Genomic DNA, 12,883 nt, shown 5'->3' with positions numbered 1-12,883 from the left:
GCGGTCAGACCCCGGCCTGTCCCGCGGACTCCGAAGCCCCGCGGCGCGGGGGCAGGGGGAAGGGGTCGGGGACACTCGCGTCTCCCGACTGGCGGGCCTCCACGAAGCGGACGAGTTCGAGGTCCAGCCCCTCGGTGCGCATCCGCAGGTCGATGTAGATGAGGGCGATCGCGGCGGCCTGGACGACCGAGACGACCGCGGCGACGATCAACGACACGAGGATGAGCAGGATGTAAGTGAGGACGAAGGTCGTGATGGCCGCCCCCTGAGTGCTCCCGGTCGGGTCGATGAGTCCGCCGCCGATACCCATCAACAGGCTGATGGGCGTCGTCACGACCTGCGACGCGACGTTCAGGATGATCGTGATGAGGGCGAGGACGCCGAGGGTGCGCCAGAAGTACCCGCGCGTGAGTCGCCACGATCGGCCGACCGCCTGGAACACGGGTGCCCGCTCCAACACGATGATGCTCGGCACGATGGCGAGCTTCGTTCCGAGCCATGCGAGGACCACGAGGAGGCCGAGGACCCCGAGCACGGCGATGGCGACTCCGAGACCGACGAGGTCGGTGCTCACGGCGATGATGGCCCAGACGATGCCGGCGAGGACGCCGAAGGCGATGAGCGTGACGAGGCTCGCGAGCATCGTCCAGCCCACGAGGGCCCAGAGCCGCGGAGCCGCCGCGCGCCAGACCTGGCCGAGGGTGAGCTTCTCGCCGAGGGACCCGCGAGCGACCTCGGCGACGACCACACCCTGGACCATGACCGTCCCGATCACCGAGACGGCGAGCGGGATGAGCGCCGCGAGGATGATCGCGAGGACCGATCCGGCGGTGATGGCGTCGCGGTCCTCTGGCGCGGCCGAGGTGATGCGGGAGACGGTCCACCAGGTGACGGAGCCGATGATGAGGATCGAGAGCACGATCGTGACGCCCTGCACGAGCAGGGCGCTTCCGAACGTGGCCTTCGGATTGCGCCGCATCGCCTGGAACGGTGCTCCGAGCAGCGTTCCGAAGCCGAGGGGTCGGAGGGGGATCAGGCCGGGCTTCGGCGGGGGAGCCCAGCCGGCGGGCGCGCCGACGGGGGCACCCGTCGACCAGTCAGGTCGACCGGTGCCGGCCTGCTGGGCCTGTCCGTACGGCTGCTGTCCGTACTGCTGCTGTCCGTAGGCGGGCTGCTGTCCGTACTGCTGCTGTCCGTAGGCGGGCTGCTGTCCGTACGGCTGCTGCCCGTAGGCGGGCTGCTGCTCGCCGTACATCGGCTGCTGTTGCCCGTACGCCGGTGAGCTCGGCTGCTGTTCTCCCCAGGGGGAGCCGGCGGGGGCAGGCGCTGCCGGGGCGGCCCAGGGCATCGCGGTCGGACCGGCCGCGGGCTCTCGATCACCGGTACCGGCACCGGTATCGCTCGCCTCACCGGTGCCGTCGCCGGTCGTCCTCGATGGCTCGTCGTCCCTGTCGCGTGCGTCGTCGCCCATGTGGCAGACCCTCCCCGTCACCGTCCGATACTCGGTCCATGCTTTCACACGGGCGTGGTCGGCACACAGCCCGCCGCGCGCCCGCTCACCGCGCGGGCCGTGGCCTCGACTACTCTGGGGAGAACATCGCGGGTGCGATCGGGCATCGCGGCCCGCGTGAGACATGAGAACGGGGCCCATGAGCGCACGAATCCTGGTCGTCGACGACGACACGGCTCTCGCCGAGATGATCGGCATCGTCCTGCGCACCGAGGGCTTCGACACGGTCTTCTGCGGTGACGGGTCGCTCGCCGTCGAGATCTTCCAGCGCGAGAAACCGGACCTCGTCCTCCTCGACCTCATGCTCCCCGGTCTCGACGGCATCGAGGTGTGCAGGCTGATCCGCCAGGAGTCCGGCGTGCCGATCATCATGCTGACGGCGAAATCGGACACGACAGACATCGTCGGCGGGCTCGAGTCGGGAGCGGACGACTACATCGTCAAACCGTTCAACCCGAAGGAGCTCGTGGCCCGCATCCGCACGCGGCTCCGACCGGCGTCGGAGGTCTCGAGCGATGTCGTGCGCATCGGCGATCTCGTTCTCGACGTCGCCGCCCACGAGGTCACGCGTGGATCGGCCCGCATCCCGCTGACGCCGCTCGAGTTCGACCTCCTCCTGACCCTCGCCTCCAAGCCGCAGCAGGTCTTCACCCGCGAGATGCTTCTCGAGCAGGTCTGGGGTTACCACTACAAGGCGGACACGCGCCTCGTGAACGTGCACGTGCAGCGACTGCGCGCAAAGGTCGAGGTCGACCCCGACAATCCCCGCATCGTCATGACCGTGCGGGGCGTCGGCTACCGCGCGGGCAGCACCGACCCCGTCTAGGCGCGCCGTGTCCGACGCCGGTCTCGACCCGCTCGCCCTCGTTCGCGCGGTGCGATCGCTGCCGCGCACGATCGCGAACGCCTGGCGGCGCTCGCTGCAGTTCAAGACCGTGGTCGTCACCATCGGACTCACCGGGCTCGCGGTCTTCGTCGCGGGGGCCTACATGTCCGTGAGCATCGGCAACGATCTGTTCCAGTCCCGCCTCAACCAGGTGCTCGTGGACTCGTCGCGGGCCCAGCTCGCCGCGCAGCGCACCTTCGACGCCGCGCAGACGGGCGATGCCATCAACCTCGACAGCGTGATGGGTTCGGCGCGGAGCGACATCGCGACCGTCTCCTCGTCGCGGATGATCACGGTCTACCGGGTGCCCGGTCAGGACTTCGACCCGGCCGCCCCGCAGGACTTCGAGAGCCCCGGACTCGACGGTCAGGTGATCTCGGACGATCTTCGTGAGGGGGTCGAGGAGAACGCGGAAGGGCAGTGGTGGCAGTCCGTCGGTTTCTCGGGATCGGAGAACGGATCGCCCGGCATCGTCGTGGGCCAGCGCTTCACGGCGGGGAGCGCGGGGGACTACGAGCTCTACATGGGCTACGACCTGAGCGATCAGGAGGAGACCCTGCAGTTCGTGCAGCGCACGCTCTTCGTCGCGGGCCTCGCGCTCCTCGCCCTCGTCGGGGCGGTCGCGTGGGTCGTCGTGCGCATCGTCGTCCTCCCGATCCGCGAAGCGGCCGAGACGAGCGAACGGCTCGCGGCCGGGGAGCTCGAGGTGCGGATCGACCGCACCGGCGACGACGAGATCGCCACCCTCGCGCGTTCGTTCAACGAGATGGCGGACACCCTTCAATCACGGATCCGCGAGCTCGCGGAGCTCTCGCTCGTGCAGCAGCGGTTCGTCTCCGACGTGTCGCACGAGCTGCGGACCCCGCTCACGACCATCCGGCTCGCGGGGGACGTGCTCTACGACCAGCGCGAGGACTTCGCACCGGCGACGGCGCGGACGGCCGAACTCCTCCACACCCAGGTCGAGCGGTTCGAGCTGCTGCTCGCGGACCTCCTCGAGATCAGTCGGTACGACGCGGGATCGGCGGAGCTCGAGACCGAACCGACGAGCATCGCTCGGCTCGCGGAGGACTCCGTCGAGGAGATGGGCGACCTCGCGCGGCAGCACGGTTCGGAACTCCTGCTCGTCGCGCCCGGCGGCTACACGGAGATCGACGTCGATCCGAGGCGGATCCGCCGCATCGTTCGCAACCTCGTCGGCAACGCGATCGAGCACGGTGAGGGCCGATCGATCATCGTCTCGGTGGACAGCTCGGAGACCGCCGTGGCCCTCGCCGTGAGGGACTTCGGTCTCGGGATGAAGGAGGAGTATGCGGAGCGCGTCTTCGACCGGTTCTGGCGCGCCGATCCCTCCCGCCGGCGGACGATCGGCGGTACCGGGCTGGGGCTGTCCATCGCGATGAGCGATACGAAGCTCCACGGAGGGTCCCTCGACGTGTGGTCGCGCCCGGGCCTCGGGAGCCTGTTCCGTCTCACCCTGCCGCGCAGCCCGGGCGGCGCCCTCGGAATCTCCCCCATCCCCTCGCCCCCGACCGATATCGAGTCGCCGTCGCTCGCGACGGTCGACCCCACCGAACGACGGACGGATGTGACGCCGTGAAACGCCTCCTCGCCGCGGTCCTCGCCGCTCTCGTGCTCGTGGTCTGTACCGGCTGCGTCGGCATCCCGCGCAGCGGCGATGTGCAGGCCGGCAACCCGATCGTCACGGACGACGACATCGACGTCACCTTCATCCCGAGCGGCCCGCAGCAGGGATCGACCCCCGAGCAGGTGCTCAGGGGCTTCATCGCTGCGGCGAGCGGCCCGCAGAACGACTACGCGATCGCGCGGGAGTACCTCGCGCCGGGGGCGAGCGAATCGTGGCAGCCGGACAAGAGCGTGCTCGTGGACTCGATCGCCGATCGCCGCTTCCAGTCGAATGGCGACGAGCAGCTGCGGCTGAGCGTCTATCCGTCGGCGCAGGTGGACGAGACCGGCCTCTACCAGAGCAATCCGTCCGACAATCCGGTGCCGCTCGACTACGGGTTCGAACAGGTGGACGGCGAGTGGCGCATCAGCTCGGCTCCCGACGGGATCGTGCTCGGCTCGGACACGTTCGCCACGGTGTTCGGAGCGCACGCGCTCATGTTCTTCGACCCGACCTGGACGTATCTCGTGCCCGACATCCGCTGGTTCCCGACGCGGGCGTCGACGGCGACGACCGTCGTGTCCGCGCTTCTCGCGGGACCCTCGGCCTGGCTCTCGTCGGGGGTCCGGAGCGCATTCCCCGACGGCACGGCGCTCTCGACCCAGTCGGTCGTCGTCGACGGGGACGTGGTCCGGATGGACTTCTCGGGCGGATTCGTGGGTGAGAACGCCCTGGGACAGTCGCGGATGAAGGCGCAGCTCGCCGCGAGTCTCTCGGGCATCGGGACGCTCGGCGCCGACAGCATCTCGTCCGCGGGCGCCGTCGTGGCGATCGACACTCTCACGGTGCCGTCTCCGCGGGTGGACGCGCGCGCCCTCGTGCTCTCCGACGAGGGCTTCGGCTATCTCGCGAGCGACGGCATCGAGCGTCTCGACGGGCTCTCGGAGTCGATCGAGGAGCTCGCGCCGTCCGCCGTGTCGCTCGGGCTCGGTGGTGCCTTCGCTGCGGCCCTCACCGACGACGGGACCTTCGTCGTCGCCCGCGACGGCTCGGGTGGTCTCCGTGTCGATGCTCGGCCCGGGCTCGTCGCACCGAGCGTCGATCCGTTCGGCTACACGTGGAGCGTGCCGGCGGACGATCCGGGCGCGGTGCTCGCGTTCCGGAGGGACGGCAGCTCGTCGGTGGTCACGACCCCGTGGCCGGAGGCGTCGAGCATCACCTCCCTCCAGGTGTCGCGGGACGGCACGAGGATCGCCGCGCTCATCACGAGCGGTTCGAGCACGCGGCTCGTGGTCGCGGCGATCGTCCGGGAGGAGCCGGCCGGTGCACCGACCGGGATCGGTGATCTGTTCGAGCTGGACGAGACGATGAACTCGCCGCGCGCCGTGACCTGGGTCGACGACCGTTCCGTCGCCGACCTCACCGAGACGCGCGACGGCACGAGCGAGATCGACGTGCACACGATCGGTTCGACGGTGACACCGGCTCCGTCGCTCGACGGCGCGACGACGATCGTCGGCGCGAACACGGCTCAGCAGATCCGGGCCCTGCTCGCCTCCGGCGAGATCCGTGTGCGGAGCGGTTCGGGGTGGCAGACCCGAGCGACCGGCATCCGCGTCCTCGCGACGCAGCTCGCCTCACTCGGCTGAGTCTCCACGCGACCGTCGTCCACAGGACGGCGGGGATCGATCCCTCCACCGGGACCGTCGGTTCCTCGCATGGCCGTTCGCCGCGTCGTCACACTCGTCGCATGACCGTCCGAGTGCCCGCCAGTGTCGTCACCGCCGTGACCCGGGCGACGGCGGTCCTCCTCCCCGTGTCGTGCGCGGGGTGCGGGCTCGAGGACGTACCCGTGTGCCGGGCGTGTCGTCTGCAGTGCGAGCCCGTCGTCCGCAGCGAGGTCGTGCACGGGTTCACCGTCTGGTTCGCCGTGGACTACGGGGACGCGGTCGCACGCATCGTCGTCGCGTTCAAGAACGACGGGCGGACCGGTCTGGCCCGCGTCCTCGCCGAGCCCTTCGGCCGCAGTGTCGACGCGGCGCTCGCCGCCGTCGACCGGGATGAGGAGGAGGATCCAAGAGGACAGGTGCCCGCGGTCCTCGTCGTGCCCATCCCGAGCAGGCGGGCCTCGATGCGCCGGCGGGGCTACCGGCCCGTCTCCGTGCTCGCCCATCGGGCGGGAGTGCGGCTCGACACTCGGGTGCGTTTCGTCAGACAGCCGCTCGACCAGCTCCGATTGGGTCGCGCCGACCGGCGTGCCAACGTGCGAGCGGCGATGTCGGCGGACGATGGGGTGACCGGGAGAAGGGTCCTCATCGTGGACGACGTGCTCACCTCCGGGGCCACCCTGTCCGAGGCTGCCCGAGCGATCCGAGCCGCGGGAGGCATCGTCGTGGGGGCTGCCGTGCTGGCACGCACGCCTCCCGGACGGCGTCGCCGCCACCGCCGCGGCGGGTTGCTGGGAGGTCCGTCAGTGTCGCCGTGACAAGCACGGCATGCGGCGCTAGGGTCGAGTGACCACGGCGTGGAAGAACCGCCCGAACCGTCAGGCGGAACGCCGATAAACGGGGAGGTCGCTGTGGAAACCACAATCGTCGGTCTGGGGCTGGGGATCACGGATCGCTTCCGCGAGTACGTCGAGGAGAAGTCCGCCAAGCTCGGGAACCTCGCGGATCGTGCACTCGCGTTCAACGTGAAGGTCAGCCGTCACCACGACAAGAGCGGCAAGCCCGGAGACGACCGGGTGGAGCTGACCCTCATCGGTCCGGGACCGCTCGTGCGCGCCGAGGCGTCCGGTTCCGACAAATACGTCGCCTTCGACCTGGCGATCGCGAAGATCCTCGAACGGGTACGCCGGTCGAAGGACCGCAAGAAGGTGCATCGCGGAAAGGGGCGCACTCCGCTGCGCGCGGCGAGCGAGCAGGGCTTCGCGAACGCCGCTCTGCAGGCCGCATCGGTCGACGTCCTCGAGCGCGTGCAGACGGGTTCGGTCGCCGTGGCCGGTGAAGAGGCGGACGTGGACGAGGAGGAGTACAGCCCCGTCGTGATCCGCGAGAAGGAGTTCCCGGCCGAGTGGATGACGGTCGACGAGGCCGTCGACCGCATGGAGCTCGTCGGCCACGACTTCTTCCTCTTCATCGACGCCCGCACGGACCAGCCGAGCGTCGTGTACCGCCGCAAGGGGTGGGACTACGGCGTGATCGAACTGGTCGACGAGTCCGCGAAGGCGGCTCGCGGCTGACGTTCCCTCCGAGGATCATCGATGGCGTGCTCCCTCACGGGGGCACGCCATCGTGCTGAGCGGGAGGGTTCGACGTCTCGTACGCGGCGGGCGGCGCCGAGCGGTCAGGGCGCAGCCGGAGCGAGCGCCGACGTAGCCGCGCCGGCCGCCGGGTCGAGCGTCTTCGCCGGGCGACCCCGGCGGGGTCTGGTCGTCGACAGGGGGAGGGGGGCGACGGGCGTCGTCGCGATCACGTCGGCGCAGCGGTCGAGCCACCGCAGTTCGCCCTCGGCGTCGATGACGAGTCCGTCGTGGAGCAGCATCCAGGCGCGTTCCTCCGGGCCGCCGGGCACTCCGTCGAAGCGGGCGGAGCCGAGCTCGGCGAGACGCCGTTCCGTGGCCGATCGCTGGGTGCTCACGAGCGCGCCCGCGTCCACACCGGGCAGCGTCGAGGCGATCGCGATCTTGACCGCGAGTTCGTCCCGCACGCCCCGTGCCGGTGCGACGGGGTCGGCGAGCCACTCCGCGACCGCAGCTCGTCCGTCGCCGGTGATCTCCCAGTACAGGTGCCCCTCGGCATCCGTCTCGCCGCGCTGCACCAGGCGGTCGCGCTCGAGGCGCTCGAGAGTGGTGTAGATCTGGCCGACGTTGAGCGGCCAGGTGGACCCGGTCCGCCGGTCGAACTCCGACCGCAGCTGGTATCCGTAGCAGGGACCCACGGCGAGGATGGCGAGGATGCTGTGGCGGACCGTCATGGATCTCCGGATGATCGGGCGCGCGAGCGCCGACGAGTGGGGGCATACGGATCATATGCATACCCGGTAGGTGTGTCGGGGTGAAGATGTGCGGCGCGCCGTGGATGTCGGGAGTGACGGCGGGCGGAGCGCACAGTGCTCCGCCCGCTTTCAGCGTGGAGCGAGAACGCCGGACTAGCATGGTGTGGTGCAGGTTCCGCCCTGCCCGCAAACATGCACCGGCCGAGGTTCGAGGTCGATGTCGACGACGCACGAGTGGAGTTCAACCGTGGCCTCAGTACTGGAGAAGGTCCTCAGGGTCGGCGAAGGCCGTATCCTCCGACGACTGCAGAGCATTTCGAAGACCGTCAACTCGCTCGAGGACGACTTCACCGGGCTCAGCGACGACGAGCTCCGTGGGGAGACGGATCAGCTGCGGGAACGCTTCGAGAAGGGCGAGTCCCTCGACGACCTGCTCCCCGAAGCGTTCGCCGCCGTCCGTGAGGCCGCGAAGCGGACGCTCGGAATGCGACCGTTCGACGTCCAGGTCATGGGCGGCGCCGCTCTTCATCTCGGCAACATCGCCGAGATGAAGACGGGTGAGGGCAAGACGCTCGTCGCGACGCTCCCTGCGTACCTCAACGCGATCGCGGGCAAGGGCGTGCACATCGTCACGGTCAACGACTTCCTCGCGTCGTACCAGTCGGAGCTCATGGGCCGTGTCTTCCGCGCCCTCGGCATGACCACGGGCGTCATCCTCTCGGGCCAGACGCCGATCCAGCGGCGCGAACAGTACGCGGCCGACATCACGTACGGCACGAACAACGAGTTCGGCTTCGACTACCTGCGCGACAACATGGCGTGGCAGTCGAAGGACATGGTGCAGCGCGGCCACTTCTTCGCGGTCGTCGACGAGGTCGACTCGATCCTCATCGACGAGGCGCGTACCCCGCTCATCATCTCGGGACCGGCGTCCGGTGAGGCGAACCGGTGGTTCACCGAGTTCGCGAAGATCGCCGTGCGCCTCATCGAGGGCGTGGACTACGAGGTCGACGAGAAGAAGCGCACCGTCGGCGTGCTCGAGGCCGGTATCGAGAAGATCGAGGACCACCTCGGCATCGACAACCTGTACGAGTCGGCGAACACGCCGCTCATCTCGTTCCTCAACAACGCGATCAAGGCGAAGGCCCTGTTCAAGAAGGACAAGGACTACGTCGTCATGAACGGCGAGGTGATGATCGTCGACGAGCACACGGGGCGCATCCTCGCCGGCCGTCGTTACAACGAGGGCGTGCACCAGGCCATCGAGGCGAAGGAGGGTGTCGCGGTCAAGGCCGAGAACCAGACCCTCGCCACGGTGACCCTCCAGAACTACTTCCGTCTGTACGAGAAGCTCTCCGGCATGACGGGAACCGCGGAGACCGAGGCCGCCGAGTTCATGTCGACGTACAAGCTCGGCGTGGTCCCGATCCCCACGAACCGGCCGATGAAGCGCAAGGACCAGTCGGACCTCGTCTACAAGAACGAGGAATCGAAGTTCGGTCAGGTCGTCGAGGACATCGTCGAGCGCCACGAGAGCGGCCAGCCCGTCCTCGTCGGAACGACGAGCGTCGAGAAGAGCGAGTACCTCTCGCGGCTGCTCGCGAAGAAGGGCATCCGCCACGAGGTCCTGAACGCGAAGAACCACGCGCGCGAGGCGGCCATCGTCGCCCAGGCCGGACGGCTCGGGGGAGTGACCGTCGCCACCAACATGGCGGGCCGCGGTACCGACATCATGCTCGGCGGCAACGCGGAGTTCCTCGCCGTGCAGGAGATGAGCCAGAAGGGGCTCTCCCCGTCGGAGACGCCCGACGAGTACGAGGCCGCGTGGGACGAGGTCTTCGACCGGGTCAAGGCCGAGGTGGAGGAGGAGGCCGAGAAGGTCCGCGATGCCGGGGGACTCTACGTCCTCGGCACCGAGCGCCACGAGTCGCGCCGCATCGACAACCAGCTCCGCGGACGCTCGGGACGTCAGGGCGACCCGGGTGAGAGTCGCTTCTACCTCTCCCTCACCGACGACCTCATGCGTCTGTTCAACTCGGGAGCGGCGGAGGGCATCATGGCCCGCGGCGTCCCCGACGACGTCGCGATCGAGTCCAAGGTCGTCAGCCGTGCCATCCGCTCGGCACAGGGCCAGGTGGAGTCCCGCAACGCCGAGATCCGTAAGAACGTGCTCAAGTACGACGACGTCCTGAACCGTCAGCGCGAGGCCATCTACGCCGACCGCCGGCACATCCTCGAGGGCGACGATCTGCACGATCGCACGCAGAAGTTCCTCGAGGGGGTCGTGGACGAGGTCCTCGACCAGCACCTCGCGGAGGGGTCGAGCGACGACTGGGACCTCGATGCCCTGTGGGTCGAGCTCAAGACACTGTACCCGATCGGTCTCACGATCGACGAGGTCGTGCAGGAGGCGTCCACGCGTGGCCGCCTCAACCGAGACTTCCTGCGCCGCGAGATCCTGTCCGACGCGAAGCTCGCTTACGAGCGCCGCGAGGAGCAGCTCGGTTCTCCGGCCATGCGAGAGCTCGAGCGCCGCGTCGTGCTCCAGGTGATCGATCGCCGCTGGCGCGATCACCTCTACGAGATGGACTACCTGAAGGACGGCATCGGCCTCCGTGCGATGGCGCAGCGCGACCCGCTGGTCGAGTACCAGCGCGAGGGCTACACGATGTTCCAGCAGATGATGGGTCAGATCCGCGAGGAGTCCGTCGGGTACCTGTTCAACCTCGAGGTCGAGGTGAAGAGCGCCGACGCCGGCGAAGTCGGGGCGTCGATCTCCGCGAAGGGACTCGCGCGACCCGAGGGCGACGAGGAGAAGCTCAGCTACTCGGCCGCCGGTGAGGACGGCGACGTCGAGGTGCGGAACCCCCGTGGCCAGATCGTGAAGGGTGCGACGACGCGCGCCCGGCAGGCGGCGGCGAAGGCCGCGGTCGGCCCGGACGCCGCTCCCGCCCCGACGCCGCAGCAGGCCGGTCGCGCCCCGCAGAAGCGCCCGGCGAACGCCGGGCAGAAGGCCCAGCCGGCGGCCCGCGGAGCGTTCGGCCAGTCCGAGGGCGGGGCGGCGCCCGGAGCGAACCGCGCCCAGCGCCGCGCGAGCGACCGCAAGGGCAAGTAGGCGACGCGACCGGAGACCATCGAAGCGGCGGACCCTGACGGGCCCGCCGCTTCGATCGTTTCGTCGTGTGGTCGGGGGTGTCCCGGTCAGAGCAGGTGGATGGTGACCTGCCCGCCAGCGTCGGTCGGCGCTCTCGGGGGGACTGCCGCTTCGATCGTCTCGTACTCTGATCCTGGGTCTCCCCGATCAGAGTACGTGGATGGCGACCGCCCGCCATCGCCGGTCGACGCCCTCGAGGCGGATGGCGACGGCCCGGGCGCGTCGACGTGAGTGTGCGACCACGACGCCCTCGATGACGCCGTCGCGCGGGCTCGTCACGACGACGCTGCCGATGCGGAGCACGGGGCGGGCCACCGGCGCGCCGGACAGTGTGCGTGCGCGCTGGGCGAGCACCGATCGGCGCAGGATGCCGCGGTAGACGTCCTCGCTCACCCAACGTGCGAGCTGCTCGAGCTCGCGAGCCCCTCCGAGGACCTCGACGACGCAGCGCGCGAGGTTCTCGAGCAGCGGTGCGGGGTCCGGCAGGTCCGCCGTGGGAGTGGCCTGCCGTCCGAAGAACCGGTCGATGTCGAACGGCTCGCCCCGTCGAGCGCGGGCGGGAGACGACGGTGTCGAGCGGGCGGTCGAGGCGCCGGACATGCTGGCGCTCGCTGATGAGGCAGTGGGCATACGGGAATCCGATTTCCGGGCGCGCTCGATCACGGAGACGTCCCTCGAGCGCGCCGCTAGCGGGTACGGGTCGAGGACAGAGCGCCGAAGCGCGGACGGACGGTGGTCGAGCGAAGAGAAGTTGTGAAGAGACGGGATCACGACCGGACCCGAAACGGGTCGGACGTGGCCGGAGCGGGTCGCCCCTCCTCCGGTGGCAGCGCCTCGCCCCCCAAATCGGCGCGCGTCTGCATCAACGTTGTGACCCCCGAACGGGGGTGTCTGTGCGAGTCACCGTAGCGCATCCCGCGATCCCCCTGCGGAGCGCGGTCGTGACCTGTGGAGAGAGTATCCACGGCGTGGGAGACCGACAATGGTCCCCCCTCTCCCTGTATCGGGGGGTGTCTCTCGACAGGGGGACGGCAGAGGCGTGACGCATGGGGACAACCGCGTCCGGAGAGCGCCGCGCGTCGATACTCTGGCGTCCTCGGGAGGGGGCCGGAATGCGCTGGGACGATCTGTTCGACGACCTCGAGAGTCAGCTGGCCTCGGAGCGCGACGCCGAGGAGCGTGATGCCCGGGCGGACGACGAGCGACTGCGTGTCGGTCGCCTCCTCCTGCGGGAGCGTCTCGAGGCGCATGCGACCGGATCACGGGCGGCGGCCCCGCTGGCGATCGAGCTCGCCGCCGGTGATCGCGTCGTGTTGCGACCGACGACGTTCGGTCGCGACTGGATCTCGGGCGAGACGGTGACGGCCGATGCGCGGGGTCGGGGGTGCATCGTGCCCATCGCCTCCATCACGGCGGTGACCGTCCCCACCGCCGAGGTGCCGCGCACCCTCGCCGCTCTTCCGGCGACGGGAGGCGGTCCTCGGGTGTCCGACCGGATCGGGCTGCCCTTCGTGCTCCGCGACCTGTGCCGGCGTCGAGTCTCCGTCGACATCCACACCGGAGGAGGCGTGAGATCCGGCACGATCGATCGCGCCGGCCGCGACCACGTCGATCTGGCGCTCCACGAACGGGGCGTGGCGCGCCGTCAACGCGACGTCGCTCACGTGTTGCTCATCCCGTTCGCCGCGGTTCACCGCATCATGCTCTGAA

Annotated in this window: 10 protein-coding genes; 7 read left to right on the top strand and 3 right to left on the bottom strand. The window is 69.7% G+C overall.

Annotated elements, in window-relative coordinates; translation table 11 throughout:
• Positions 1-4: 4 nt before the first annotated feature.
• The gene (locus ELQ94_RS07325; protein ID WP_166404682.1) at positions 5-1,471 is read right to left on the bottom strand and encodes a DUF7847 domain-containing protein; all 1,467 of its coding nucleotides are present in this window, start codon (positions 1,469-1,471) and stop codon (positions 5-7) included.
• Between the two features lie 178 nt (positions 1,472-1,649).
• Here ELQ94_RS07325 and mtrA point away from each other — a divergent pair, with 178 nt between their 5' ends.
• The 5 genes from mtrA (at position 1,650) to hpf (ending at position 7,264) form a co-directional block, all read left to right on the top strand.
• Positions 1,650-2,336: an MtrAB system response regulator MtrA gene (gene mtrA, locus ELQ94_RS07320; RefSeq protein WP_127048706.1), complete on the top strand. Its 687-nt coding sequence runs from the start codon at positions 1,650-1,652 to the stop codon at positions 2,334-2,336.
• 7 nt (positions 2,337-2,343) lie between these two features.
• Complete coding sequence (mtrB, locus tag ELQ94_RS07315; protein ID WP_243696907.1) at positions 2,344-3,996, top strand: MtrAB system histidine kinase MtrB; 1,653 nt, start codon at positions 2,344-2,346, stop codon at positions 3,994-3,996.
• The gene (locus tag ELQ94_RS07310) at positions 3,993-5,672 is read left to right on the top strand and encodes an LpqB family beta-propeller domain-containing protein (RefSeq protein ID WP_127048704.1); all 1,680 of its coding nucleotides are present in this window, start codon (positions 3,993-3,995) and stop codon (positions 5,670-5,672) included. Before mtrB ends, ELQ94_RS07310 begins: the two co-directional genes overlap by 4 nt.
• A 101-nt stretch (positions 5,673-5,773) precedes the next feature.
• Positions 5,774-6,508, top strand: a complete 735-nt coding sequence (locus ELQ94_RS07305; RefSeq protein ID WP_127048702.1) for a ComF family protein — start codon at positions 5,774-5,776, stop codon at positions 6,506-6,508.
• 93 nt (positions 6,509-6,601) lie between these two features.
• On the top strand, positions 6,602-7,264 hold the full coding sequence (gene hpf / locus ELQ94_RS07300; protein ID WP_127048700.1) for a ribosome hibernation-promoting factor, HPF/YfiA family: 663 nt from the start codon (positions 6,602-6,604) through the stop codon (positions 7,262-7,264).
• Positions 7,265-7,368: 104 nt separating this feature from the next.
• Here the strand turns inward: hpf and ELQ94_RS07295 are convergent, their stop codons facing one another.
• Positions 7,369-7,998: a PadR family transcriptional regulator gene (locus ELQ94_RS07295; RefSeq protein WP_127048698.1), complete on the bottom strand. Its 630-nt coding sequence runs from the start codon at positions 7,996-7,998 to the stop codon at positions 7,369-7,371.
• A gap of 268 nt (positions 7,999-8,266) precedes the next feature.
• On the opposite strand from ELQ94_RS07295, the gene secA reads away from it, so the two are divergent.
• A complete protein-coding gene (gene secA / locus ELQ94_RS07290) occupies positions 8,267-11,134 on the top strand; it encodes a preprotein translocase subunit SecA (RefSeq protein ID WP_127048696.1) in 2,868 nt (955 codons plus the stop codon).
• 186 nt (positions 11,135-11,320) lie between these two features.
• On the opposite strand, the gene ELQ94_RS07285 is transcribed toward secA, so the two are convergent.
• Positions 11,321-11,803, bottom strand: a complete 483-nt coding sequence (locus ELQ94_RS07285; RefSeq protein ID WP_243696906.1) for an Rv3235 family protein — start codon at positions 11,801-11,803, stop codon at positions 11,321-11,323.
• Positions 11,804-12,285: 482 nt separating this feature from the next.
• Between ELQ94_RS07285 and ELQ94_RS07280 the strand changes: the two genes are divergently transcribed.
• Positions 12,286-12,882 (top strand): hypothetical protein, encoded by a 597-nt coding sequence (locus tag ELQ94_RS07280; protein ID WP_127048694.1) that lies wholly within the window; start codon positions 12,286-12,288, stop codon positions 12,880-12,882.
• Position 12,883: the final 1 nt, after the last annotated feature.

The sequence above is a fragment of the Labedella endophytica genome (assembly GCF_003990045.1).
Taxonomy (GTDB): Bacteria; Actinomycetota; Actinomycetes; order Actinomycetales; family Microbacteriaceae; genus Labedella; species Labedella endophytica.
Note: the sequence above shows the minus strand (reverse complement) of the source record. Positions and strands in the feature narration are given on the sequence as shown.

Coding starts and splice junctions, on each gene's coding strand:
- ELQ94_RS07325 (WP_166404682.1), bottom strand. CDS start 1,471: ATGGGCGACGACGCACGCGACAGGGACGACGAGCCATCGAGGACGACC.
- mtrA (WP_127048706.1), top strand. CDS start 1,650: ATGAGCGCACGAATCCTGGTCGTCGACGACGACACGGCTCTCGCCGAG.
- ELQ94_RS07305 (WP_127048702.1), top strand. CDS start 5,774: ATGACCGTCCGAGTGCCCGCCAGTGTCGTCACCGCCGTGACCCGGGCG.
- ELQ94_RS07295 (WP_127048698.1), bottom strand. CDS start 7,998: ATGACGGTCCGCCACAGCATCCTCGCCATCCTCGCCGTGGGTCCCTGC.
- ELQ94_RS07285 (WP_243696906.1), bottom strand. CDS start 11,803: ATGCCCACTGCCTCATCAGCGAGCGCCAGCATGTCCGGCGCCTCGACC.
- ELQ94_RS07280 (WP_127048694.1), top strand. CDS start 12,286: ATGCGCTGGGACGATCTGTTCGACGACCTCGAGAGTCAGCTGGCCTCG.